Annotated in this window: 26 protein-coding genes and 3 pseudogenes; 12 read left to right on the top strand and 17 right to left on the bottom strand. The window is 36.3% G+C overall.

What is annotated here, in order from left to right; genetic code table 11:
• The coding region (locus K345_RS23535; protein WP_211227929.1) for a hypothetical protein at positions 1–202 on the bottom strand (202 nt) is incomplete at its 3' end.
• Between the two features lie 230 nt (positions 203–432).
• On the bottom strand, positions 433–1,461 hold the full coding sequence (locus K345_RS21925; protein ID WP_053228473.1) for an alpha/beta hydrolase: 1,029 nt from the start codon (positions 1,459–1,461) through the stop codon (positions 433–435).
• Positions 1,462–1,722: 261 nt separating this feature from the next.
• On the opposite strand from K345_RS21925, the gene K345_RS21930 reads away from it, so the two are divergent.
• The 6 genes and pseudogenes from K345_RS21930 to K345_RS23620 form a co-directional block, all read left to right on the top strand.
• Positions 1,723–2,433: a putative ABC transporter permease gene (locus K345_RS21930; protein WP_245584643.1), complete on the top strand. Its 711-nt coding sequence runs from the start codon at positions 1,723–1,725 to the stop codon at positions 2,431–2,433.
• Positions 2,434–2,709: 276 nt separating this feature from the next.
• Positions 2,710–2,976: a transposase gene (locus K345_RS23940; RefSeq protein WP_028975492.1), complete on the top strand. Its 267-nt coding sequence runs from the start codon at positions 2,710–2,712 to the stop codon at positions 2,974–2,976.
• Between the two features lie 377 nt (positions 2,977–3,353).
• Positions 3,354–3,476: pseudogene (locus K345_RS23945) on the top strand (IS3 family transposase); the annotation flags it as partial.
• Positions 3,451–3,642, top strand: a complete 192-nt coding sequence (locus tag K345_RS23950) for a hypothetical protein (protein WP_028975494.1) — start codon at positions 3,451–3,453, stop codon at positions 3,640–3,642. The pseudogene K345_RS23945 and the gene K345_RS23950, both read left to right, overlap by 26 nt.
• Positions 3,552–3,851 (top strand): annotated as a pseudogene (locus K345_RS23955) (integrase core domain-containing protein). The gene K345_RS23950 and the pseudogene K345_RS23955 overlap by 91 nt, the downstream one beginning before the upstream one ends.
• A gap of 31 nt (positions 3,852–3,882) precedes the next feature.
• Positions 3,883–4,005: pseudogene (locus K345_RS23620) on the top strand (ATP-binding protein); the annotation flags it as partial.
• A 195-nt stretch (positions 4,006–4,200) separates the two neighbouring features.
• Here the strand turns inward: K345_RS23620 and K345_RS0118920 are convergent.
• From K345_RS0118920 to K345_RS0118960, 12 genes are all read right to left on the bottom strand, one after another.
• A complete protein-coding gene (locus tag K345_RS0118920) occupies positions 4,201–4,392 on the bottom strand; it encodes a hypothetical protein (protein ID WP_028975495.1) in 192 nt (63 codons plus the stop codon).
• A gap of 75 nt (positions 4,393–4,467) precedes the next feature.
• Positions 4,468–5,169, bottom strand: coding sequence for an SMI1/KNR4 family protein (locus K345_RS0118925; protein ID WP_028975496.1), 702 nt, complete (start codon positions 5,167–5,169; stop codon positions 4,468–4,470).
• An 18-nt stretch (positions 5,170–5,187) separates the two neighbouring features.
• A complete protein-coding gene (locus K345_RS0118930; protein ID WP_028975497.1) occupies positions 5,188–8,034 on the bottom strand; it encodes a glycoside hydrolase in 2,847 nt (948 codons plus the stop codon).
• Positions 8,031–9,197: an MGDG synthase family glycosyltransferase gene (locus K345_RS0118935; protein ID WP_028975498.1), complete on the bottom strand. Its 1,167-nt coding sequence runs from the start codon at positions 9,195–9,197 to the stop codon at positions 8,031–8,033. Before K345_RS0118935 ends, K345_RS0118930 begins: the two co-directional genes overlap by 4 nt.
• 498 nt (positions 9,198–9,695) lie before the next feature.
• A complete protein-coding gene (locus K345_RS23960) occupies positions 9,696–9,770 on the bottom strand; it encodes an integrase core domain-containing protein (protein WP_156888475.1) in 75 nt (24 codons plus the stop codon).
• 259 nt (positions 9,771–10,029) lie between these two features.
• On the bottom strand, positions 10,030–10,263 hold the full coding sequence (locus K345_RS0118940) for a transposase (protein ID WP_028975499.1): 234 nt from the start codon (positions 10,261–10,263) through the stop codon (positions 10,030–10,032).
• On the bottom strand, positions 10,260–10,475 hold the full coding sequence (locus tag K345_RS23965; RefSeq protein ID WP_083963870.1) for a transposase: 216 nt from the start codon (positions 10,473–10,475) through the stop codon (positions 10,260–10,262). The genes K345_RS0118940 and K345_RS23965 overlap by 4 nt, the downstream gene beginning before the upstream one ends.
• Positions 10,476–12,017: 1,542 nt before the next feature.
• Positions 12,018–12,278 (bottom strand): alpha/beta hydrolase family protein, encoded by a 261-nt coding sequence (locus tag K345_RS21940; RefSeq protein ID WP_053228474.1) that lies wholly within the window; start codon positions 12,276–12,278, stop codon positions 12,018–12,020.
• Positions 12,278–12,781 (bottom strand): alpha/beta hydrolase, encoded by a 504-nt coding sequence (locus K345_RS21945; protein WP_037573248.1) that lies wholly within the window; start codon positions 12,779–12,781, stop codon positions 12,278–12,280. Before K345_RS21945 ends, K345_RS21940 begins: the two co-directional genes overlap by 1 nt.
• Before the next feature lie 572 nt (positions 12,782–13,353).
• The gene (locus tag K345_RS0118950) at positions 13,354–13,935 is read right to left on the bottom strand and encodes a T6SS immunity protein Tdi1 domain-containing protein (protein WP_211227930.1); all 582 of its coding nucleotides are present in this window, start codon (positions 13,933–13,935) and stop codon (positions 13,354–13,356) included.
• Between the two features lie 105 nt (positions 13,936–14,040).
• Entirely contained in the window at positions 14,041–14,388 is a 348-nt protein-coding gene (locus tag K345_RS0118955; RefSeq protein WP_028975501.1) for a hypothetical protein, read from the bottom strand.
• Between the two features lie 111 nt (positions 14,389–14,499).
• Entirely contained in the window at positions 14,500–14,715 is a 216-nt protein-coding gene (locus tag K345_RS0118960; RefSeq protein WP_028975502.1) for a hypothetical protein, read from the bottom strand.
• Positions 14,716–15,129: 414 nt separating this feature from the next.
• Between K345_RS0118960 and K345_RS0118970 the strand changes: the two genes are divergently transcribed.
• From K345_RS0118970 to K345_RS0119000, 6 genes are read left to right on the top strand one after another with little or no spacing between them, the layout of a single operon-like run.
• Positions 15,130–16,671 carry a class I SAM-dependent DNA methyltransferase gene (locus K345_RS0118970; protein WP_028975504.1) on the top strand — a complete coding sequence of 514 codons (1,542 nt, stop codon included), beginning with the start codon at positions 15,130–15,132 and terminating at the stop codon, positions 16,669–16,671.
• Positions 16,668–17,486 carry an Abi family protein gene (locus K345_RS21950; protein WP_053228475.1) on the top strand — a complete coding sequence of 273 codons (819 nt, stop codon included), beginning with the start codon at positions 16,668–16,670 and terminating at the stop codon, positions 17,484–17,486. The genes K345_RS0118970 and K345_RS21950 overlap by 4 nt, the downstream gene beginning before the upstream one ends.
• Positions 17,483–18,613 (top strand): restriction endonuclease subunit S, encoded by a 1,131-nt coding sequence (locus K345_RS22690; RefSeq protein ID WP_053228476.1) that lies wholly within the window; start codon positions 17,483–17,485, stop codon positions 18,611–18,613. Before K345_RS21950 ends, K345_RS22690 begins: the two co-directional genes overlap by 4 nt.
• Positions 18,610–19,590 (top strand): DUF3644 domain-containing protein, encoded by a 981-nt coding sequence (locus K345_RS0118990; RefSeq protein ID WP_028975505.1) that lies wholly within the window; start codon positions 18,610–18,612, stop codon positions 19,588–19,590. Before K345_RS22690 ends, K345_RS0118990 begins: the two co-directional genes overlap by 4 nt.
• Positions 19,587–22,808 carry a type I restriction endonuclease subunit R gene (locus tag K345_RS0118995; protein WP_028975506.1) on the top strand — a complete coding sequence of 1,074 codons (3,222 nt, stop codon included), beginning with the start codon at positions 19,587–19,589 and terminating at the stop codon, positions 22,806–22,808. The genes K345_RS0118990 and K345_RS0118995 overlap by 4 nt, the downstream gene beginning before the upstream one ends.
• Positions 22,805–23,116, top strand: a complete 312-nt coding sequence (locus tag K345_RS0119000; RefSeq protein ID WP_028975507.1) for a hypothetical protein — start codon at positions 22,805–22,807, stop codon at positions 23,114–23,116. The genes K345_RS0118995 and K345_RS0119000 overlap by 4 nt, the downstream gene beginning before the upstream one ends.
• Before the next feature lie 64 nt (positions 23,117–23,180).
• On the opposite strand, the gene K345_RS0119005 is transcribed toward K345_RS0119000, so the two are convergent.
• From K345_RS0119005 to K345_RS0119015, 3 genes are all read right to left on the bottom strand, one after another.
• A complete protein-coding gene (locus K345_RS0119005; protein ID WP_028975508.1) occupies positions 23,181–23,807 on the bottom strand; it encodes a hypothetical protein in 627 nt (208 codons plus the stop codon).
• A gap of 172 nt (positions 23,808–23,979) precedes the next feature.
• Positions 23,980–24,414 (bottom strand): 3TM-type holin, encoded by a 435-nt coding sequence (locus tag K345_RS21965; protein ID WP_053228477.1) that lies wholly within the window; start codon positions 24,412–24,414, stop codon positions 23,980–23,982.
• A 239-nt stretch (positions 24,415–24,653) separates the two neighbouring features.
• The gene (locus tag K345_RS0119015) at positions 24,654–25,349 is read right to left on the bottom strand and encodes an HU family DNA-binding protein (protein ID WP_028975509.1); all 696 of its coding nucleotides are present in this window, start codon (positions 25,347–25,349) and stop codon (positions 24,654–24,656) included.
• Positions 25,350–25,755 lie beyond the last annotated feature (406 nt).

Consider the following 25,755-nt stretch of genomic DNA (forward strand, 5'->3'; position numbering starts at 1 on the left):
TGTCTTGGTTGTCTTGGTTGTCTTGGTTGTCTTGGTTATCTTGATTATGCTGCTTGTCCGTAGTCTTTTCTGTATCATTACCACCTAGTGAATTATTAACTTCACAACTTGTAATTAACAGTACAGCGAATAAAACCATAACTAATATTTTTTTTATTAACATTCTTTTCTCCATATGTTTGTATTTATGTGAATGTAACATTTGTAAAAAGTAAGGACAATATGTTAATTATATCAATATATGTAACTTCTAAAGATGCTAGTGGCTAGATTGTATAACAAGATTCAAAGCTCTCACAGACTATGAATATCCACATGGGAAATAATGAATGTTATTTGTTACAAGAACTATATAGCCAGTTTTCGTTTCAAAAGGGTATAGCTAAAACCTGGATATAAACATTAAACCCCAATTAGAAATCTATCATCGACTTACTTCAAAGTTGATCGTAAGAAATCCTCTATTACATCCAGAGCTGGTTGGCTATCAAATCCTCCACGACCATGGGTGGCTCCCACAAGAGAATAGCGACGGGAGGAAACACCAGCGGCTAATAAAGCTTCATGGAGGATAACAGTCTGACTCGGGGATACGGCCAGATCCTTGTCACCATGAAGGAAAAGGAAGGGAGGTTCTGTGCCATCTATATAAGTAAGAGGATTGGAGGCTTTTGCGGTCTCACCATTATCCATAATACTGGTTTGGGAATAAACACCATTAACATAGTGTGACTCTAGAGAGGTATTTACTTCGTGAGAGAGCCTGGAGTCTTCTGTGTAATCATCAGCGATTTTCCTAAGATCAGATAAGCCATACAGGTTAATGACTCCTTTTACCTCTGTTGAGTACTCCAGATTGGACTCTCCCCGAAAATCTTTGTTTTCCCTATTGGCACTGATAGTCGCTAGAGACACCATATAGCCACCTGCAGAATTACCTAATAAAACAATCCGTTCCGGATCCATATTGTACTTAGGAGCATGAGATTTTACATAGCGAATGGCATCATTAACATCTGCCACGGCATCTTTATAAAGCCCTTCTCCAATAACCCTATACTGGGCACTTACCACGGCATAACCATGATTGGCTAAATAGTTTCGTGTAATGGGCAGCCCCTCGATAGGGGCTATGGTAAATCCTCCTCCAGGAATAAAAAGGACAACAGGATTAGGATTATGGGGCTTTTCATGGTATTGGATGTTCATTTGTAAAGGAAGACTATTCCCCTTATCTTTTCCATCTGTGATCAAAGCATGTTTATAATACACCTTTTTTTCTAAAAACTGTTTCTGTCCAGGATCGACATCAGCTTCCTTTGTCCAATCCACTACGATACTGGAGGAAGTATCAGCGGTCTCCTGTAGTATTCCAAAAGGACTGGTAGTCCCATAATCATTGATCACATCATAATTAAGATCAATCGTAGGATCATATTCATTATTCTTCTGCCTATCCACTTTGTCTTCTCCTATACTGGTAATATAGTAACAGCATTTTTCCTATCCATACAGAGTCATAATGACTTATACTTGCCAGAAAGGATATTTAAGATAGTGGACTAATAGAACTCAACAAAAAAAGAAATCATGAATTATGATGGGACTGAATCCTCCCGTTTTTAGAAGAAAATCACCCTTTGGGCCGAATTTAAACCGAAAGAAGTGGTATACTGGTACATTTTTATTATTGTAACTATACAATTGAGAAGGGGAATAAAGTTGTCATACAGTGATGTTTTAATTCTGATTTTGAAGTTTCTACTGATTTTTATGATCGGTACTGTATTTGGCTGGGTTCTGGAGATTTTCTGGAGGCGTTTTTACGGAAAGGCCAGAAGGTGGATCAATCCGGGATTTCTAAATGGTCCCTGGCTTCCTTTGTATGGTTTTGGTTCCATTGTCTTGTACCTCATCTGTGATTATGTAACTCCTTTGCACCTACGTGCTCTTTCTTTTCTAGTTATTCTGACAACTCTTGAATACATTGCAGGATTAATCTTTATTGGGCATTTCAATATTCGGCTTTGGGATTATTCGAAAAACCGTGGAAACATTAAAGGAATCATATGTCCCCTCTACAGTATTTTTTGGACACTACTTGGTTTGTTTTTTTCCTTCACTATTTTTCCTCTTCTTCAGAGAGATATTTCCTGGCTCCTAAACAATTTGGAAATGTCTTTTTTCATAGGAATATTTATCGGTATTTTTTCTGTTGATCTCTGGCAATCCTTTAATATTGCTACCAGGATTAAAACCTTGGTTAATGAGTCTGAAGAAAGATGGCATGTGGATTTTGAGAGGTTTAAACTGGAATTAAGAGATCGTGTAGAATCAGGATTCATCAACAGAACTCATTTTCTGCTTCCTTTTAATGGAGAACTTGGTAGTGGACTCAAAGAGCGATTGAGCCGGCATAAACGGGATCTGTAATTATTTAGAGTCCCAGTCCAAGACACTTCTTAGGTCTATGAGGTATTCTTGAGACATGTTTCGAGGAATAAGGATTTCTTTTCTTTCTCTTGTTTCCTACTCTTACAAGTAGTTGCACTTCAGGTTTGAACTTGGGTACCCAAATTAATGTGTCTAAGACTTTTATATTTTTTAATCTAGACACTATATTTTAATATAAATTCTTGAGTAATCCCCCCAAGAATTAAGAGTCGATATTTGTAGAAAATTCAAATAATATATGAATGGAGATTCTACATGAGAAAATCAAAATTTACAGACAGTCAAATTATGGCCATGCTTAAACAGGCTAAAAGCGGTATCCCGATACAAGATATTTGCCGAGATAACGGTGTAAGTACTGCTATGTTTTACAGATGGAGATCAAAGTATGGTGGTATGGATACCTCAATGGTTAAGCGATTAAAAGAATTAGAAAGAGAAAATGCGTTACTTAAAAAAATGTATGCAGAAGAAAAACTCAAGAATGAAATTGTGACGGATGCTCTTGAAAAAAAGTGGTAAAGCCATCTGTCAGACAACAGATGGCTATGTATTATAGAGTTAAGAGACATCTACCAATCAAACTACTGTGTAAGACATTTCATATTAGTGAAAGCTGTTATTACTACACACCAAAATTGTCAGAAGAGAACAAACTAATAAGTGACTGGTTATGTAAGCTTACAAACACCCATAGACTTTATGTACTTAAGGAATGTGAAAGGCTTTAGTTGGAATCATAAAAGAGTATATAGAATATATAGAGAATTGGAGCTTAATTTTCGAATCAAACCTAAAACCCGAATACGAAGAGATAAGCCTGATGCTTTAGCAGTTCCAATTAACAAGAACATGACACAATTAATGTTCTTGATGACTTCAATAGAGAATGTTTAGTAATTGAAGTTGATTTTTCCCTTCCAACTGAAAGTGTTATTAGATCACTTGAGCAAATAATAGAATGGAGAGGAAAACCACAAAGACTAAGGTGTGACAATGGACCAGAATACATTAGTGATGCTCTTAAGAGTTGGAGTAGAAAAAACTGTATCAAACTATCTATTATCCAGAAAGGGAAGCCAACACAGAATGCTTACATTGAAAGATTTAATAGGACTGCTAGCCATTCATGCACAAGAACTTGCGACAAGATGGCTGTGGATATACAATAATGTAATACCTAATTAGTCTTTGGGCGGCATTACCCCTAGAATGGTTTTAAATAATTCTACAAATTACTCCTGTTAATAATGGGGGGATTACATTACCGATTCAAGGATCAAGATGATGCATTTGAGAAGATTGCAGATTGGATACACAAATACAATATGAAACGACCTCATTCAGCAATAGGATATATTAGTCCGATGGTATATCGGAAAAAATTAGTAGCATAATGGTCCAAAAACCAGGGGAACATTACATGATGACGCTATTGCAAGTGCAACTTTAGACCGTCTTCTTCATCATGCTCATATAATTAGCTTACAGGGTGATTCCTATAGAATGAAGAATCGCCTTAAATCAGGAGTCGTTGACTTCTTCTCATAACTAAAACCGGAAAAATTATTTCGGTGATATGAGGAAAGTATTGATCGGTGTTACCATGTGAGACTAAGCTATGATTCTGACCGTGAAATACTATTAAAAGCAAATACTACACCTCAAACTTAGCAACTTTTGTCATTAAATTATCAATGCTTTCCTTATTTTGATCACTTATTTCATTCACCATGATCATAGCCTTCACCATTTGTTCTGCGTTCCTGTGGCTATCTCATCCATACTGGAGCTGATTTCACTGGTAAGGATGATTTCATTATAGAGATCTCCATTTATCTTGATAGTCTGCATGGTGTACACACTCAACAAACTTGAGAGTATGAAGTCTACTATCACATAGAGTCCAAGTAAGTTAATCTTGCTTTTAATGAGCATCCCACTACTCCTTTGAAATGTACTATCTATAATTATAGTGGGATCAAATTGAAGGACTACTTACAAAAAGCACTATTATTCATCTGAATACTCAAAAGAGACATCCATCTTCTCATAAGGGATGATTTCTGCCAAGATTTCCTTCCACTCAACATTTGTCAATAATCCTCGTTGTGTTATTTTTCGACCTCTAGGAAGGGGAATGTCATAATCTCTAATGTCGCGAGACAACATATTTTGCAATGTTGATGTCTGTTTTTCCGTTAAATAGGGAGAATGAGTTCTTAATACATTTTTGAGATTACTGAGGAATTCTTCATCACTAACATTATTTGTTACATCCTGATTGGACATATCATTAAGTAGGATTCTAAAAATAAAGTCTTGAAGGTTTTTAGCCAGATAACAGGCTTCATTAAAGTCATGATAGAAATATACGATAGGTATATCAACCGACTCTGGTTCAGATAAAAAGAAGCAATAGAGGTCTCCCCCACCACTTTGCCCAAAGGGTATAAATTTCAATTCAGGATTGATTTGTCTATAATCGTCTGGAACATATAATTCTGTTACTGCTTCATAGACATCATTTATGTTCATTAATTCAAAGTCATAACTATGTAGAAGTAGAATGGGATTATCCTTTAATTTGGGATAAACGGTACGATACCTATCCGGTACTGCTTCTCCAACATCCAGCATGCCCTTCTGCTCTAATGTTTTATATAGTAAGGGATAAGTAATATTTAGTTTCTTTTCAATCTCAGTTAATGTCATAATAACGCCAACTATATACTAGTACTTAATCTTTTGTATAGCTTTTTTTGCAGCGTCAACAACTTGGATTTCTGGATCATCTAACATCTCTTTTAAATAAGGCAAGGATCTTTTGGCATCCTTACCAATAGCCCCAAGTGCTAATACGACAGGTTTTCGGACCTGCCATTCTTCATCATTTAGAGCATCCATTAAGGCTGGAATCGCAGGGCGCGCTTCTTCTCCCAAGGAGGCAATGGCATAGGCAACAGGTCGACGGACTTGCCATTCTTCATCACCTAAAGCCTTAATTAATTGCGGTAAGGCCCTAATAGCCTGTGGTCCCATATTCGCAAGGGCTTTAGCAGATGCTTTTCGAATGACCCATTCCTCATTTGTCAAATTATCAATCAACAGAGGAATACTATCTTTGGCTTGTGTACCTAAATTACTGGCAGCTATGATTCCCTTTTCTTTTTCTATTAGGGAATTACTGTTAATAGCAGACAGGAGTAGTTCAATATCCGTTGTATAAGTTATATCCTTTGAGAGTATCTCATCATTATATAGGATAATACCTCCCGTTGTGGTCCAATGAAGCCGAACACTTCGTTTAGGTATACTTATACCTTTCGTGGAAAAATCCTCATTACGATAGTTGGCAATTATTTCCAAATCACCAAAAGATGTTTTCTGGATTAATCTGTCTTCTGTAAGGAACTCAAAATCTTCAAGGGGATATTGATAGGAATAGGAATGGGTTTTCTCAAATATTTTGTTATGCTTTTTTATTTTATCTTTTATATCATGGTAATAATTGACATTAAAATGATACATAGGTGCTACTTGATAAAGGATCTCTGTTAAAGCTGTAGTTTCAGCTATATTCGTGAACTTGAGAGAACTGGAAGCGTAATGTGCAGTTGTCACAATAGAATCATGGAAAACGGCCTCATATAAGGGAAGTCTGAATCTAGGATCACTATACAAATGAACATACTTTTCCTTCATTGGTACAGGTAAGAAGAATTGTTCCGGTTCGTAACTGGGAAAGGATCGCCCTAGGAAATAAGGAGACATTTCATTGATATTTAGATCGGGATCATCAAAGATTCCATCCAGAGTAGGCATAAAGACACCTTCAGCGACTGATAAATTATTTGAGACTAAATAGCTTCCCCCTTCTGTTCCCACTGGAATGTGATACTTATTAAATATGTAGTCTATACGTGCAGCTCTAGCTAGGGCATCTTCTCTGGAAGAGATCCTTCGATTTGGGTAATAATCATCAAAGAAATCCCCCCACCCATCACAATCTAGAAAGTAGTAGGAATAAGGGACTTTATTAAAATTTCTATCAATTCTCTCTTCAAAATAAGGTCTAGCGGCAATAGGACTCAATAGATAACCGATTCCCCCGAATCCTTCCATTGGTTCCTTGTCTTTATTGCTTATATATCCTGTCTCATAAAGCTTTCTATCATATTTAGCAGTAGGCCACTCGGGATTGTCAGGATCATGAATAGAATAGTACTCATCATAAGCCCCAAAAAGCAATCCCTTATCCGTGGCATAAGAAGCAACATGAGGCCGGATTTCAACATTTTCCACACCATTACAGGTTAAAATGAATTTATCCATGTCCCTGGTAATGGCCTCTACCATTTTTGTAGAGACACCATTCCCCCATGTTCGAGGATCGCTTAAATACTCGTGATACCCTTGATATAATAGATAACTATTAAAGGATAGAAGATCTTTTGACGTTACTATTTTATTATCTATAATATTCTCAACAGTACCTATGTAACTAGAAGGGATAGATTTTAAAGGCCATATATCTCTGTCATAATAGTCTGGTGATAGGAGAACTTTTGACAAAGCTTCTACCATCCACACTTTCAAATATTCATAGGCGTCTGGTGCATTAGCCATTTCTACAACAGACTCAGAGTTTTCTCCAAGCATAGCTAAGAGGTGATCATCAACCCCAAGTATGGCTTTGGCAAAAGCAATCCAACTATCCTCCTTGATATCACTAATCCCGATAGGACTTCCCAACCAAACATAAGCGTGGGGGGCACCAATGAGGCGAGATACATTCGGAGCAATCTTCATTTTATCTTTTAAGCTAAGGATACCATCTTTTTCCATAAGATATTTCCGAAAGTACTTACCCGGAGTAATGGGAGAAACGTTTCTATCAAAGTGGATCTGATAAGATATGTCCTCTCCTAAGTTATGAGTCAAGTTCATTGTAACTCTATCATCATTATCTGTGAAAAGGATTTCATTATGGAAAGGATTTTCTACTAGGTAAGTGAATAGAGAGGATCCTCTTTCAATCCCCCAAAAGGACATATACTGATGGGTGGTAGTGTTCCATGATCTAGATTCTAGGAAATCTAACCAGACTTTATCATTTAAAGGAATGTAGCTCCCTTCATAATGCGGCCATATTAAGGAACTACTAACCTGCTCCATTTCAATAGAAGGCCAAGTAATAGTTTGAGGAGTTGTGGAATGAAAAGATAGATTAAGTGTATTATCAATAAAACTAAAACGAATCTCTAAGCCCTCTTTGGGATATTTGATAATACTATTATCTAAATCTAGAATGACATGTCTTTTATTGGTCACAGCTTGAGATATTAAGGTTTGCATTCCTATATCATCACGATAATTAGCTTCGAGTGTGGTTAAATTGATATTAATCTCTTTATCTTCTGATGTAAGGATTAGAGTATTATTCTGTACCTTTACATAATCTGAAGGATTACCAATACATTCGATATTTTGGCTTTTACACCCTAGAATAATTACTAGTAATACAATAATTAATAATTTTTTTTTCGATAATTCATTACAATAATCTCCTTTTTTCAATCTAAAGAATCTATTAATACCTTAGCCCTCTCTATTCGATCACTTCCTTTATAATATTTATCTATAAAATGATTACTAACTTCAAAAATAGAATTGTTCTTTATCTTTAGAAGATTTTCTACAAAAAGATTATATTGATTTGTATCTAACATAGTAATTATTGATTTTTCAATTTCATGCTGATTTGAAACAACTATTCCTATATTGTTTTCTTTTACCCACAGACTATTAAATTGTTCATGCTCTAGCGTATTATTATCTAGCATAGTGATTATAGGAAGTCGTTTTTGCACAGCTTCTGCAATACATCCTGGTCCAGGTTTACCAATAAAGAAATCAGAACAGTCCATGTATACATTAATATGATTGGTAAATCCAACAACCAATTTATTTATTCTAGTATTCATTTTGTTTAATCTATCCATCAATTTTTTATTGTGTCCACATACTAATATTATTTGTAACTCTTTGTAGAACTTATCAAGAGTGTTTAACCATGTTATAATATCAGAAGATCCTTGTGCACCAAATAATAATAATGCTGTTTTTTTATTTTTGTCAAAAAAAGAAGATAAAGATGCTATGGAGTCTTTATTCGATTTATAAAATTTGGGGTGTATTATAACACCTGACAACAGGTGGATTTTTTCCTTAGGGATGCCCATTTTCACTGACTGTTCGTATGATTCGAATGTAGGACAAAATATTTCTTGATTTAAATCTTCAATCCAATATTTTGGTGGATTATCAACAAAATCAGTTATAATTGTATAAAAGTCTATATTTGGATTATACTTTTCCAATGACTGTTGTAGTAATTTATTTGCTAAAGGCATCATAGAAATAACTAAATTAGGTTCTTCAAATTCCCAGTATCTTTTTAATTTTTTTAATAATGTTCGACTTTTTATATCTATAACTTTTTGAATTATTGGTACATAAAATAGCCACTGAAATTTTCTCAATCTCATTTTTAGTATAAGAGAATTATATATAGCTTCTCCCCAGCCTTCTTTCCAAACATCTTTCACTATGTTTACAATTTTTATTTGCCAAGGTAGATGTAACCTTTTAAATTCAGAATATAAAGCATTAGCACTGGCTCTATGCCCTCCCCCACTATCTGTTATTGCAATAATAACCTTAAAATTATTTCTTTTCATAAACATCGCTCCACTATACTTTATCAATGAATAGGAATGCTTTACATTATTTTAACTAACAAAATATAAGAATTTAAAATCAAGTTTAAGTTGAATAACAAAATAACGTTTTATTCCCAATTTTATTAACAGATTTATTTAATCTATTCTCTTGATAATATGATCTAAATAGAAATTATGTAATATTATCTTATTTTCAGAACAATTAAACTTCTATTTGTTTGATATACAACAGATAATAAGTATTCAATTATGAAGAATGAAGTATTTTCATATTATATTTATTAACTAATCTATAATATTATCAAACACCCCATTTTTATCTTTAAAGGAGAAAAGTATAATCTAACATTATTGACAGGAGTAATTTTTAGAATTATTTACAACAATTCTAGGCTTAATTCCACCCAAAGACGAATGAGGTCTTTGATTACTAGATATACACATCCATCAAGGCGCAAGTACTTGTGCATGATAGATAGATTTAAAGATATTCAACTATTGACATTCATGTCTAGCCGTTCTATTCAATACTTCAATGTAAGCATTCTGTGTTGGTTTCCCTTTCTGGATAAAAGATAATTAGATACTGTTTTTACAACTCCAAGTCTCAAGACCTTAGCTAATCAATTCTTACCAACTGTTATAACATAGTCCTTGTGGTTTTTCTTAATAAACTATATTTGCTAAAGAAATCTAATGACTTCTTCAAGATGTTTCTTTATTCTTTATTCAGTATTACATAGCCATATGTTTTTTGGCAGATAGCTTTGCCTCATTTTTTATTTATATTTTGTATGAATAATTTAATTAGGGCTTCCTGAAAAAGTTTTTACCCAGCTTTTTTCTGAAGTTTATAGCGATTTTTGATTTTACTGGCTTCTTGTGCACAAATCATATCAAGATTCATAACCAAGACTGAAAGATAAATTTCCGTTTCGCTAGTTTCCATCAGCTTAGCCTTTATCCTACACATGACATATTTTCTCTTGGCTACGCCAAAGCGACCTTCAATGGAAATTCCATCTATATCATCTTGATATCGTTGCAGTTTTTCTTTTTTCAAATCTTCCTTGTTTTTTCTGTTTCCTTTGGTCGTCTGCCCAAAGGTTTACCAGTCATCCTTATACCTTTTTCTTTACAGAAATTCCGAGCTTCTCTTGTTTGATAAATCTTATCAGCATGAACGGATTCTGGATAATAGGCATAACGATTTTTATAGTTCTCTATCTGTCCGACCAGATCCTGAGACTCGTTAAAGTTGTTCCAAAAAGATATTCAATATAACTAAAGCTCCTTTGAAAATGTAAATGCTTCAACTATCTTGACTCATAGGGTTGCAAGGGTTTTAAAGTGATATTGATAGATTCCTGGCACTTGTCAGGGAAATTTTATACTTAAATCCTTTCTATGTAAATTCATAGGCTTTTTCAGGAAGCCCTAATTAGTTAATTTACTTTTCAAAGATAATTATTTTGCTTACAAAAGACATCTCAAAATATTCTTCGTAAACATTAAGCGTCAGTGGAATGTATAGATACAACACAAGTCAAATTCAATGTATTAAAAATAATAGAAATCTATTTACTTCTATGAATGTTTTTTTCTTTTGTATTTCTAAGCTATTCATATAATTTGGCTTGTTGAGAATTACTTTACTTATGAAGAAAAGATAACATTAAATTCATCACAATTAATTATTCTGCTTTTGATATTAATGGTATTTAGAGATGCACTTTTTCATTGTAAAAAAATGCTAAGATTCTTTTATATGATTATATTTAATATTTGAGATTAGTGATTACTTTTCCATCAGAGTAATTGATTCAAATAGAAATCAAATTCATTAGATTACCTTAGAAGGAATTATATCATCAAATAATTCTTACTATTACTAAACAAGCTATGTTTCTACCTTAAAACTCGTTGTAAGATATCTTTATTAATAAAATGTAAACATAAAACAATAAATATATTCTATGTACAAAAACAATATCTTCAAGTATATAAAGATTTTTAAAACAAGTTGTATACTAATATTTATATAATTTCTGTAATTAAAAAAATACTCTACAAATTAGTTTAAAATATTTTTTTAATACAAAACAAAGAAGGACAGCCAGATCCTTATATTTAATAATCTACCACAAGAAATTATTTACGTCAAATAATAATATTTGCATATTACCTGAAAGCTAAAGACTTCAAGTAAAAATATTTGCTAATGCTAGGCCTAAAATAAATCTTAAATTAATATTAAGAAAAAACAATATTTGATTTTATGTATTTTTAATTCTAGTATATAAGTTATATAATTTAAATTGATCTCCAGGGCGGAATATGGGTAGTCACTAACGTGATTTGCTCATCATCAATATACTAGGGTTCTTTCCAATGATTATAAACCATTCCGACGGGAGCATGCTCAGTTTCATAATATGTGAAACCAGTTTCAGTAAATATGAGAATTGAATCTATTGAGTATTCAGTGTTTGGTTCGGGATAATTTGTAATCGCAGTATAAAGCCGGTCCCAGTTACCTAAAAATTAAGAATTTTCAGAGTTCCCAGACTGGTTCTCGTCATCACTGCCATCTAAAACTTCGATCATTTCACAACTCATGAAATGATAGCATAGCTAACAAAACAATAAATAGAGCTTTTCTTTTGGCCATCTTTATTTGCTTATATTTATATTTATTCCGAATGTAACATTTGTAATAAACTAAAACAATATGTAAATACTATGAGTTAAATGTTTTCACTAATTTATTTTTAGGCAGTATCAATGTACGAATTGTGATGAAAAAACCATTACTATCTACTCCATAACTCGCTCCAAGAACTCAACCATAACATCCAAAGCTGGTTGACTATCAAAACCTCCTCGACCATGCGTTGCTCCTTTCAGAGAATAGCGAGTAGAGGCTACTCCAGCAGCTAATAAGGCATTATGGAGAATTACGGTTTGACTCGGTGACACAGCTAAATCTTTATCACCATGAAGGAATAGAAAGGGCGGCTCGCCTCCATCAATATAGGAGAGAGGATTGGCATTCTTAGCTGCTTCAGGATCAGCCATTATACTCTCACTTGAGAATATACACCATTTACATAATGAGACTCAGGAGAAGTATTTACTTCATGAGATCTTCTTGATTCATCTGTGTAGTCATCGGCTATCCTCCTCAAGTCAGATAATCCATACAGATCAATGACACCCTTCACTGCTGTTGTATATTCCCACTTATATTTCCCTAGAAAATCTTCCTTACCATTATTGGCACTAGTAGCTGTTAGAGCGACCATGTACCCGCCAGCGGAATTTCCTAGTAAGACAATCCATTCAGGATCTATATGATACTTATCTGCATTTGCCTTTATATACCTAATGGCATCATTCACATCTGCAACAGCATCTTTATACAGACCTTCACCAATGACTATATACTGGACGGTAACCACAGTATAACCATGATTAGCCAAGTAAGTTCTGAAAAGGGGGAAGCCCTCATAATTGGGTCGTTGAAAAACCACCACCAGGAATAAAGAAGACAACCAGCCTAGGCCCTTGCCCCTCTTCATGGTATTGAATATTCATTTGAAGTTTTATTGCCTGTCCGGTCTTATTACCATCCGTGATTGAAGTATGTTTGAAATATACACGTCTTTCCTCAAACCTCTTCTATCCTGGGTTAACATTAGCTTCTTTTGACCAATCCACGACGATACAAGAAGAAGTATCCGGTGAATGACCCAAGACACCAAAAGGATTAGTCGATCCATATTGATTGATCACATCATAGTTTCGATCTATGGTAGGATCGTAATCCTTAGCTTGAGCAGAAGCTTATCTGTCCTCTTTGCTCTCCCAACATTCTGTTAACAAGAAGCTAAGCTATACACAGGAAGAATTTTGAAGAATACATGCTCGATGGGAAAATCCAAAGGAAAATAAAAAAAGCATCACAGCTTTGGAAATTCTGAGCTAAGCCTAGATGGAGCTGAGTTTGAAGATTACCTTCTAGAGGTTATTGCTGATGATACGGGTCATGAAATAATTTATCTAAACATTTTGATATCGATGTTCTTAAGAAGAAGTTTGTGGCCCAAAGCTAAGACAATTTAGTTGAAATGCCAGATAGGGAGCAATAATATTATCCCAGGGCAAGTTGAAGTAAGATATCCAAGTGAATCGGGGCATTACACTTATCAATATTCTGGGGACTCTTGGTTCCTCCTAAACGAATAGCGGGAACGAAGGAATACATTTCATCTATGGCTAAGGGTCCATACTTTTCTTGAGCCTTTTCATTAAGATCTTTATCAAGAATCACAGACCTTAACTCCTCATCCAAAATCTTTTGATTAAAGAAGCTCTCTATATCCCAACTCAACACATCTGTAGCAGAAGTTTGAGGATCGATATAAGCAATATCATGAATGTCACTATCTAATTGTCTATAATAAAATATGATACCAAAGGAGGAGATGGCCACTGGGACTCGACCATAGTTTTCCTCCTGTCCTAACCAGCCCCATAGATTATCAATGTACTTGTCTGGATTAATGATCTGAATGATTCCCTCTCCATAAAAACCAAATCCATAACTTGACCAAAGCTCGGTCATACATTCAGGGAGATGTTCTTTATATTTGTTAATGACTTCAACATCGGCCTTTAGAGTATCCCCAGGTTTATAACTTTCAACGAATTTTTGTAATGCAATCTTATTCATGGTTTCTTAGTTTCCTTCTCTTTTTATTTAACACTGTCCAAATGGTTAGTATAGAAGGAATCGAATGAGCTGTCAATTTGATATTATAGCACAGAAAGCAATATATTATGTACAACTCTCTATTATTTTCTTCAGGGAAGTCTCTTTCTCAGGACTAAATATATACTCATTAATTTTGTCATAGAGTTCTTCATCAAAGATTCTTATCCTCGATACAATCTCATCAACTATGTTAGGTTCTACTACTTTTAATCTACCTTTAAATATTTCAAAACCCAAATCTATAGCCTTTTGAATAGCATCACAACCTTTATAGAAGTTATCAGTTTTAATAAAGCTATTGTTCTTTTTTAATCTTATTAACTTGATATATGCTCCTAAACATTCTACGAGATCCTTCCAACTCCGTAGTTCTATTAGTCTGAGTTGGTCAGTACTTGAATCATCTCCCATTTCAGTAGATATTCTTACAAATGTGTGGCAGAGATCATTAGCAATAAATTCATCATATTTAAAGGATTTTAACTGATAGAGCCTAATGTATGTCTTTAAAGATTTAATATTCTAGCCTAATGCCCAAGTGTATTGGTCACTTTTACATAAAAAATATGCTGTCATTCTAGCATCATGGGCTTCTACTTTTAATAAATTAACTTTTTCATCCATAATTGATTCATTTGTAGTATGATTCATATTTTTAATTAAATCATATTTAGTTTCCCATTCAGATCTTAAATCAGATATTTGCATATCAACTTCATCTTTAATAATTGAACCCATTTGATATCTGGGGAGAATTACAGCAATAGTTAAAAACAGAGAAAAACTTGTTAAAACAAATGAAAATATAGTAACAACATTTATATCCGTACTTACAATATCCCCCCCCAGATAGTTTTAATGGCAAGTGATATGGATATAGACAACAATAAAACATTTATAACAATACAGGTGACATTTACAGTTATATTAGTAACATAATTTAGTGCACTTAATTTTGATTTTGATTCTAAAAACATTATTTCTCCAATCTTTTTGAAATATTGGATACCTAACTTTAGTCTACAATTTACAGATAAGTAAAATAGAATTTCAAATATAGAAACAAATCCCCCTCCATTTAATATCCAAATTCCCAATGTAAACAACATAAATCTCTGCTATACTAAACTCAAAATGTACTGGAGAACTTGAATGGCAAAAGCTAAAGCAAAAGTAGAAGAAGCTATAGAAAAACAATTATGGAAAGCAGCGGATAAACTCCGTAAGAACATAGATGCAGCAGAATATAAACACATCGTCCTGGGCCTCATATTTTTAAAATATATCTCCGATGCCTTTGAAGACCTCTACAATAAGTTGATTGCCGGTGAAGGCGACTATGCAGGAGCCGATCCAGAAGACAAGGATGAATACAAGGCAGAGAATATCTTCTTCGTACCAGAACAGGCTCGCTGGTCCTATCTACAGAGTAGCGCCAAACTTCCCACGATTGGAGAACTAGTAGATGAAGCTATGGATGCCATTGAGAAAGACAATGTATCCCTCAAAGGAGTTCTACCCAAGGTCTTCGCCAGAGGGAACCTGGACCCTACAAATCTGGGAAGCCTGATTGACCTAATCAGTAACATAGCCCTGGGAGATGCGAAAGAACGCAGTGCCGACCTATTAGGACATGTATTTGAATACTTTCTGGGTGAGTTTGCCCTGGCAGAAGGGAAAAAGGGTGGGCAGTTCTACACCCCCCGTTCAGTCGTTGAACTTCTGGTAGAAATGCTGGAACCCTACACGGGAAGAGTTCTGGATCCCTGCTGTGGGTCTGGGGGAATGTTCGTTCAATCAGAGCAGTTTGTAGCCCAGCACCAAGGGCGTGTTAATGATATATCCATCTATGGTCAGGAGAGTAATCAGACCACCTGGCGCTTAGCCAAAATGAACCTGGCCATCAGAGGAATTGATAGCTCCCAGGTTCAATGGAACAATGAAGGCTCTTTTCTAAGAGATGCCCATAAAGACCTAAAGGTTGATTACGTTATAGCCAATCCCCCATTTAATGATAGTGACTGGTCGGGAGACCTCCTTAAAGAAGACGGCCGTTGGAAGTATGGCAAGCCTCCAGCTGGAAATGCGAACTATGCCTGGATACAACACTTTATCTACCACCTGAATCCCAAAGGAACAGCTGGTTTTGTCCTGGCTAAGGGATCCCTTACCTCCAAGACCTCTGGGGAAGGAGATATCCGTAAGGAGCTAATCGAAGCGGGATTGATAGACTGTATCGTCAACCTTCCGGCTAAGTTATTCTTAAATACTCAGATTCCCGCCTGTCTTTGGTTCCTTAGTCGGGACAAGACCAATGGTGGTTTTCGGGATAGAAAGGGAGAAATTCTATTTATTGATGCCAGAAACGAAGGGCATCTGATCAATAGAAGAACACTGGAATTAACTCCTGAAGATATCCAAAAGATTGCCAATACCTATCATCAATGGCGTTCCATCGAAAGTGACTATGAAGATATTAAGGGCTTCTGTAGCTCTACCACTATAGAGAGAGTTAAGGAATTGGACTATGTCCTCACTCCAGGACGCTATGTAGGACTCCCAGAAGAAGAGGATGACTTTGACTTCACAGAACGTTTCACCTCTTTACGAGCAGAGTTTGAAGAACAGCTAAAGGAAGAAGAGCGTTTAAACAAACTGATATTGGAAAATCTTGATAAAGTGAAGCTACCATGAAGGAAGAGGAAGGTCTTATAAAAAAAGATACCCTGGGTCCTAGCACCACCGCAAAGGATGGGAGAAGTACCGTCAGGGCTTACATAAATAAATATCGCACAGAGACAGGCAATAATCAAGCTATTTATCATCAAAATGTTATTAAAGCCCTCTCTCTGGAACGTATGGAATCCTATGGGGATTGTAAAACAGACCCCAAGCTGGTCTTGGCTCGTTATATACTGAATAGAGCCCTTTGTGAATCTCTCTATCAGTCCTTACAGTCCTGTGAAGTAGCCTTGAGAAACTCCATACATCAATACTTAGTGGTACAATTAAAACAGGAAAACTGGTTTGATTCTCCTTATTTTGAGCTAAGCCCATGGGCCAAAGAACAGGTGGAAGGAGCTAAGAAGAAGATCCGGAAAACAAAGCGTGTTACAGCAGGTAGGATAGTAGCAGAATTACACTTTGGCTTCTGGACCAGTCTTTTTGAAGCTCATTATGAACAGAAGACTCTCTTTCTACCGGGTGGAATAAAGGGAGTCTTTCCTCATATGCCCAAATCTCTGCATAAGAGAAAACAAATTAAAAGTTCACTGGATAAGATACGTGCCCTTAGGAATCGGGTCTTTCATTATGAGAGGATTATTCATTGGGAAGATCTGGAAGATCAACATCGTTTAATTCACGATACTATTGGTTATATAAATCCTGAACTTCTTTATCTATCGGAGTATGGAGATAGCTTTATTAAGACAAGAAAAGACGGTTTAGATCCCTGGTTGGAACATCTGGATGAGCATTGGAAAGAAATATCTGGGGAGGAAAGATGAAAGATGATGAGAGATTGAATGGGTGGAGGGAAGTTTTTTTTAAAGACTTTGCTTCATTTCGTACTGGTAAATTAAATTCTAATGCATCATGCAAAAATGGTAAATTCCCTTTTTTTACTTGTTCTCCTAGTACATTAACAATCAATGATTATGCATTTGATGAAGAAGCATTAATACTAGCCGGCAATAATGCAAATGGGAAATTTGCACTGAAGTACTACAAAGGAAAGTTTAATGCTTATCAAAGAACTTATATAATCTCTCTTTCAAATGAGGTTGAATATAAATTCATCTTCTATGCGCTAAAACAAAAACTAGAAAATCTAGAATATATTTCACATGGTACTGCCACTAAATATCTAACACTTCCCTTACTTAATACAATTGTTTTTACACTCCCTCCCCTCCCCGAACAAAAAGCTATTGCCTCTGTTCTTTCTTCTTTGGATGATAAAATTGATCTTCTTCATCGCCAGAATGAGACTTTGGAGGCTATGGCGGAGACTTTGTTTCGCCAGTGGTTTGTGGAGGAAGCGGATGAGAGCTGGGAGGTAGTGGAGCTTGGAGATCTAATATATACAAACCTTTCTTCTATTACAAAAAAAGACCAAATTACCAAAATTCAATACTTAGATACTAGCTCAATAATAGAAGGATCTATTTCAGAGCTACAATTATTTGATACTGAATCAGCGCCAAGTAGGGCAAGGCGTTTGGTTAAGCATAATGACATTGTCTTTTCAACTGTTAGACCAAACCAGAGACATTTTGGAATAATAAGAAACCCGGATGGCAATTTAGTTGTATCTACAGGATTTGTAGTGATTAGAGGTAAAGATATGGAGCCATATTTTATATATTTATACCTAACGTCAGATGACATGATCGAATATCTGCATTCAATTGCAGAAGCATCAACATCAACTTACCCCTCTTTAAAACCATCTGATATCACAAATCTAAAGCTTAGTTTACCACCAGAATCACTATTGAAGACTTTTAACAACCACTGTCATAATTTATGGAATAAGATAGATAAGAACAATAATCATATTCATATTTTGGAACAGTTGAGAAATACACTTTTACCACAGCTAATAGAAGGAAAAATTAAGGTTTTAAAATGAGTAAAAGGAATAGGAGAATTGGATCGATTAAAGCTGAACTCATAAAAAAATCACGAGAAGCAACTTTAGCGGCAGTTCAAATATTCAATAACCCAAATATTTCATTTAAAGCTGAATCCTATGTTATTCTAATGATTATAGGATGGACCTACTTAATGCATGCCTACTACAGAAGCAACAAGATAGAGTATCGTTATTACTCTCAGCATGGTACAAAAAGAATATTCGACAAAACAAAGAAAGGTGCATATAAATACTGGGAATTAGAGAGATGTTTAAATGATAAAAACTCACCCATTGACATAGATACTAAAAATAATTTGGTTTTCTTAATTGGGTTAAGGCATGAAATTGAACATCAGATGACAACAAGGATTGACGACCTTTTAAGTGCTAGATTTCAAGCCTGTTGTTTGAACTATAATCATTATATAAAAGAACTTTTTGGTTCTGAATTGGGGATAGAAAACTATCTTTCATTTAGTCTTCAATTTTCAACAATTGATACAGAGCAGAAAGATCTATTATCTGAGCATAAAGATCTTCCAGCCAATATTCAGAGCTACATACAATCTTTTGATCAGCAACTAAGTGAATCAGAATATTCTAGCCAAAGATATGCATACAGAATCTTATTTATACCAAAGACAGCAAATAGAAAGGGACAAGCTGACAGAGTCATTGAGTTTGTAAAAAGTGACTCTGAGATTGCAGAGAAGACCAATAAAGAATACGCTGTCTTTAAGGAAACAGAAAAACCTAAATTCATAGCAACACAAGTTATCGATTTTGTCAAAAAAGAGGGATTTCCACAATTCAAGATGCACAATCATACGAAGCTTTGGAAGGAACGTGACGCTAAAAATCCTAATAAAGGATATGGAGTTATGGTAGCAGATAAGTATTGGCGATGGTATTCTAAGTGGATTGATGAAGTAATTAAGTATTGTAAACAACAAGGATCAAAATTTAAATGACTAAAATAACCGAATCCCAAATAGAAGACTACCTTATCAATCTACTGGAAGCCCAAGGCTTCACCTACATACCAGGCCCCAGCATGGCCCCTGACTCAGAAAATCCAGAGCGACGTTCCTTCAAGGATGTATTATTATGGGATCGCTTACGAAAGGCCATTGCTCGGATTAATCCTACTCTATCCCAAAGAGATCAAGAAGAAGCTCTCAAGCAAATCCAGCGGACCAGTTCTCCAGAGCTTATCACTAACAATGAACAATTCCATAGGTTCCTTACCGAAGGGATCACAGTAGAACATAGTAAGGATGGTTATAGTAGGGGCCATAAAGCTTGGCTTCTTGATATTGATCATCCTAAGAACAACGACTTTCTTGTTGTAAACCAATTCACCATTATAGAGGATCATGTTAATAAACGGCCCGATGTTATCCTCTTCGTTAATGGACTGCCCCTAGTGGTTTTCGAACTTAAGAACGCCGTGGACTCTAATGCTACCATTCATTCTGCTTTCAAACAGCTCCAAACCTATAAGGAAGTGATCCCAAGCCTATTCCATTATAATAGTTTTCTTATTATATCCGATGGATTAGAAGCTAAAGCTGGCACTATTTCCTCTGGCCTCAGTCGCTTTATGTCATGGAAGACCTCTGATGGACAGAGCGAAGCCTCTTCTACCACCAATCAGCTTGAGACCTTGATAAAGGGAATGCTCAACAAAAAAACTCTATTAGATCTTATCAGGCACTTCATTGTCTTTGAAAAGACTAACAAGGTGGATAAAGAAACAGGCCTAAGCCAGGTAGAGTCCATTAAGAAATTAGCAGCTTACCATCAGTACTATGCCGTCAATAGAGCTGTAGAATCTACCCTAAGAGCCACCGGCTATTCTCAGAAAGATAAGTCACGGTACTTGCTAAAGGAATCCCCTGAAAGCTACGGCCTTCCAGGGGTAAAGTCCCAATCCCTAGGAGATCATAAAGGGGGTGTTATCTGGCACACCCAAGGATCAGGAAAGTCCCTTTCGATGGTATTCTATACTGGAAAGATCATTCTGGCCTTAGAGAATCCTACCATATTGGTTATCACTGATCGTAATGATCTGGATGACCAACTATTTGACACTTTTGCTGCTTCCAGGCAGTTACTTCGACAAGATCCCATACAAGCTGATGACCGTCATCATTTAAAGGAACTTCTAAAGGTAGCCTCAGGTGGGGTTGTCTTTACCACCATACAAAAATTCCATCCCGAAGAAGGCAATGTCTACGAAGAACTATCCCAGAGGGACAATATCATTGTGATTGCCGATGAAGCTCACCGGACCCAATATGGATTCAAGGCCAAGACCATTGATGAAAAGAACACAGAAGGTCAGGTGATTGGTAAGAAAATCGTTTACGGGTTTGCCAAGTACATGCGGGATGCTCTACCCAATGCTACCTATCTGGGCTTTACCGGAACCCCCATCGAGAACAGTGATGTGAATACTCCTGCCGTTTTTGGTCATTACGTGGATGTCTATGATATAGCTCAAGCCATAGAGGATGGAGCGACTGTACGAATATTCTATGAAAGCCGTCTACTAAAAATTGCCCTTAGTGATGAGGGGAAAAGACTCATTGAAGATCTGGATGAGGAGCTGGGAGAAGAAGAACTATCAGAATCTCAGAAGGCCAAGTCCAAATGGACGAACCTGGAAGCCTTAATCGGGAGTCAGGATAGAATCAAACATTTAGCCAAAGATATTATAAAGCACTTTGAGTATAGACTGGAAGTTCTGGACGGAAAAGCCATGGTGGTCACCATGTCTAGACGAATTGCGGCCGAACTCTACAAGGAAATAGTAAACCTTAGACCAGAATGGCATAGTGATGCTTTGAATAAGGGAACCATAAAGGTTGTGATGACTTCCGCATCTTCTGATGGTCCCGAAATTGCCAAGCACCACACAACTAAGCAGGAACGGCGTATTCTAGCAGATAGAATGAAAGATCCTGATGATGAGTTAAAGCTGGTTATTGTTAGGGACATGTGGCTGACAGGTTTCGATGCACCCTCCATGCACACCCTCTATATTGATAAACCGATGCAAGGTCATAACCTGATGCAAGCCATTGCCAGAGTCAACAGAGTTTATAAGGATAAGACAGGAGGCCTCATTGTTGACTATCTGGGCATAGCCTCCGACTTGAAGAAGGCCCTTTCCTTCTATTCCGATTCAGGGGGAAAAGGAGACCCTGCTGTAGAACAGGAACAGGCTGTTAGTCTTTTATTGGAAAAGCTAGAAGTCGTATCAGATATGCTCCATGGCTACCATTATGAGGAATACTTTGGAGCCGATACAGGAAGAAAGCTATCCATTATCCTGGAGGCAGAAGAACATATTCTAGGTTTGGAAGATGGCAAAAAGCGTTATATCCAGGAAGTAACAATTCTATCCAAAGCCTTTTCCATTGCCATCCCCCACGAGCAAGCCATGGATGTAAAGGAAGAAGTATCTTTCTTTCAAGCCGTCAAAGCTCGACTTGTCAAGTTCGATAGAATTGGCTTCTCCTCTTTCGATGAAGATATAGAAACAGCCATACGCCAAGTAGTCGATAAAGCACTGGTAAGTAACCAAGTGGTAGATGTCTTTGATGCGGCAGGCATGAAGAAGCCTGAGGTTTCCATTCTATCAGAAGACTTCCTTCTGGAAGTTAAGAACATGGAACACAAAAACATTGCCCTAGAAGTACTAAAGAAACTCCTTAATGACGAAATCAAAAGCAGAATGAAGACAAACCTTATTCAAAGCAAAAGCCTCATGGAAATGCTGGAAAACAGTATAAAGCGATACCATAATAAAGTAATAACCTCTGTTGAAGTCCTGGACGAATTAATCAACCTGGCTAATGAAATAAGGAACTCAGATAAGGAACCAGAGGAGATGGGTCTAACCCACTACGAATATGCCTTCTATACAGCCATAGCTAATAATGGTAGTGCCAAGGAACTGATGGAGAAAGAAAAACTTCGTGAGCTAGCAGTAGTCCTCTACAATAAAGTAAAAGAGAATGCCTCCATAGACTGGACCATAAAAGAGAGTGTAAAAGCCAAACTCAAAATTGCAGTAAAACGTACCCTACGACAATACGGCTATCCACCTGATATGCAAAAACTAGCCACCGAGACCGTTTTAAAACAAGCCGAAATGATCGCAGAGAAATTAATAAGATGAGAAACAGAGAAATTACAAACCATTGGTATGTCATTAAAGAAAATAATAAGCTAACTATAATTGGAAAGAGAGAGAAACTATCTACAGACAATTGGTTAATGTCTATATATAGAGAAGAAAATGACGGTTACAGATTCTCAAACAGAGGGCCAGAACCAATTATTGGAATTAAGATATCTTCACAAGATATCATTGATAATTTCGACACAATTGTTAAACTCCTTTCGAATGATAAAGAAGTCAGTTTTGCTTTATCCCAAATCAGAAAGAGGGCCTCATCCTTGAAAAAGAATATGAGGTCCCTGTAAATAGAAATGCTATGAACATTTCTCATACTGATGAAATAGATTAATAATCCCTATAAGCAAATGATTAAGCTACCCTTTCTCTTATACTCTTCTGAGGTGAAAATTCTTTCTTATACAAATCTATAATGGAATTAAAACTTATTGCTGTTGCTATAGCAAGGTAGGGAATAATACCTAGATCAATATTATAATAATATATTGTCATTGGAAGGCCTAATATGTCTGTAATACTCCTGTAGAGGAGAATACCGGTTGAACTAATAACAACTAAAAATCTCCCTTTGAAAAGAAAATCAGTTAATTGAAACATTTTAGGAAATGGCCTTAAGTATACACTCACACTATTACTATACTTGGTTATCATTTTCTGAACAATTTTGGGAGTATATTGCAATGACGTTAACCACAATGTTGTAATAATATATAACAGAACCCGAGGGTCTATTCTGTCAAACATCTGAGAACTTATTAAGATAATGATTGCTAAAATTAATAGGTGATAGAATATATTTAACATCAATATTATAGGGAATAGAAATAAAAACGAAGTAACATTGTTCAGTAATTTAAATATCCTAATTATAATTGATCTTTCACTTTTTACAAAACCTAACGTTGCTAACGACTCTGCATTAAATCCTAGGAAACCACCAACAATAATCGAAGCTATAATTCCATAGACAATTTTCACCTTAAACTCCTTTATACTAACTATATATAAATAGTAAATCTCGACTTTAAGAATGAGGGGTAAATTATTTACCTGATGATTTTTCTATCTAAGCCAACGATATTAAGACAAAAAAATCCCCCCATCCAAAGACAGAGGGACAAAATATCCTTACATAATTCCCTTCGATTATTTACTTCCCATCCCTTACCCCCTTCAAATTCAAAGCAATCTTCTCACCACTACGTCCCACAACATAACCGCCAACCCCAATGGATAGAAGGTTAAACAGTTCCGGTGGCATTTCCATTTTCGGAGCCTTCCCTAATACCAGACTCAGATAAGGAAGTAACACATAGTTATTCCCTATAATGGCAATGATCACCATCATCAAACAGGGACGCCAATTCCTCTGTATCCAACTCTGTCCTTGAGCCTCAGCTACAAGCACATCCCTCTGCGCCTTTAAGACCTCAGCCTCATAACTAAGCATCTGGGACTGGATACCCATCTTAATCGATTCCAACTGATTCTGAAGAGTCAGCTTCTCCTCTCCCGAGGTATGTATATCATCGATTAGGTCACAGGCCGGTTGGAACAAGCCACCTATCGCATCTAACACATTCATAATGAGTCTCCTTATTGTCAATTTCTCGCGCTCAAAACAAGGATTTTGCCTACTAGGTTTTGACCATTTGCTTACTTAGTTTCATCCCTTTGCCTGTTAGGTTTTGACCATATGCTTACTAGCTTTGGTCCAAACTCAGTAAGCAAAATCACCATTTCCTCCTAGACAAAATCTGATGTTTAAGCCTTAAAAAATCCCGAAAGCTAATAGCCTTCGGGATGGATCTAGTAAGTTACGGTCTAGCTGATACTCATCATAGTTTTATAGGTACCACGAAGCGCTCCGTCTCCTGTGCCTACAACGACTATCATGGTGTATTCCCCTGCTTCCAAAGTATCAGGTAACTGACAGAGAATACTGGAAGGAGTGATCTTAAGAAGATGAACCCCGCCGACAGATTCTCCAGAGAAGTCACTAACTAAAAGGATTTCCAGTTCCTCATCTAAGGGGAAGTTCTTACCCTTTACTTCTATGATGCCCCCAATAGGATAGTGGGGACCATAAGTTCCATAACGAAAGTCATAGACCAAGCTCACCTTGGGAACCTTCTGACCAGGGTCGACCTTGCTGACTCCCGCTTTGGAGACAATGTCCTTTCTAAGCTTAGCCGAGGCCGTAAAGTTAGGCTTTACATAATGTACATTGCTATCATAATCAGTGGAGTCTGTGGCAAATCCCCCTTTGATACTTACACTGGCTTGGAACAAATCCGTAATGATTCTGTTCCCTGATAATAATTCATCCCTCACCACTTCAGTTAAGAGGTCCATCACAACAATGATGTCTTGTCGGGATACGGTGGTATTCTTCGTTGCCATGATGTTAATAATGTCATTTTGATAAAGGGTGTCTTTGATCTTCACTCGGGCGGCAAATCTTGATTCTTCTTTGTCTGTTAGTTTGTTTTCATTTAAGTAGTAATTAATCTTTCTCATTGGTATAACTCTCCTTGCGGCTGGGTCTTTTGAATAATCTCAGCGTCATCAGCAAGAAGCTAAATGCTCATGTACAGGGAGTACACTGCGCTTTATCTTCTTGGCTCTTCCTTGTCCTTGGGACAAATCTTTCGACTTTCGGCTTTCTGGCAAGTTCCTTTTTTGAACTTTGCTCTTGGCCTGGCCTTGTAGCTTTGCTACTTTGGCCCGGAACTTATAGGCTTTGTTCTCCTCGGCTGTGGCCTTTAGCCTGGGAGTTTACAATCACCTTGTTCCTTTTCTTTTTATTGTTATTTCCCCGGGCAACGCCTGGGGGTAAGGAGAGGGAGTGAAAGCCGGTATGCTTGGGTCCTTGGCTTGTGGGCTTTGGTTCTTCCCCTTACATAGGCTTCTTCTCAGCTGTTTC

It is taken from the genome of Spirochaeta cellobiosiphila DSM 17781 (assembly GCF_000426705.1).
In the GTDB taxonomy this organism is placed as follows: domain Bacteria; phylum Spirochaetota; class Spirochaetia; order DSM-17781; family DSM-17781; genus Spirochaeta_E; species Spirochaeta_E cellobiosiphila.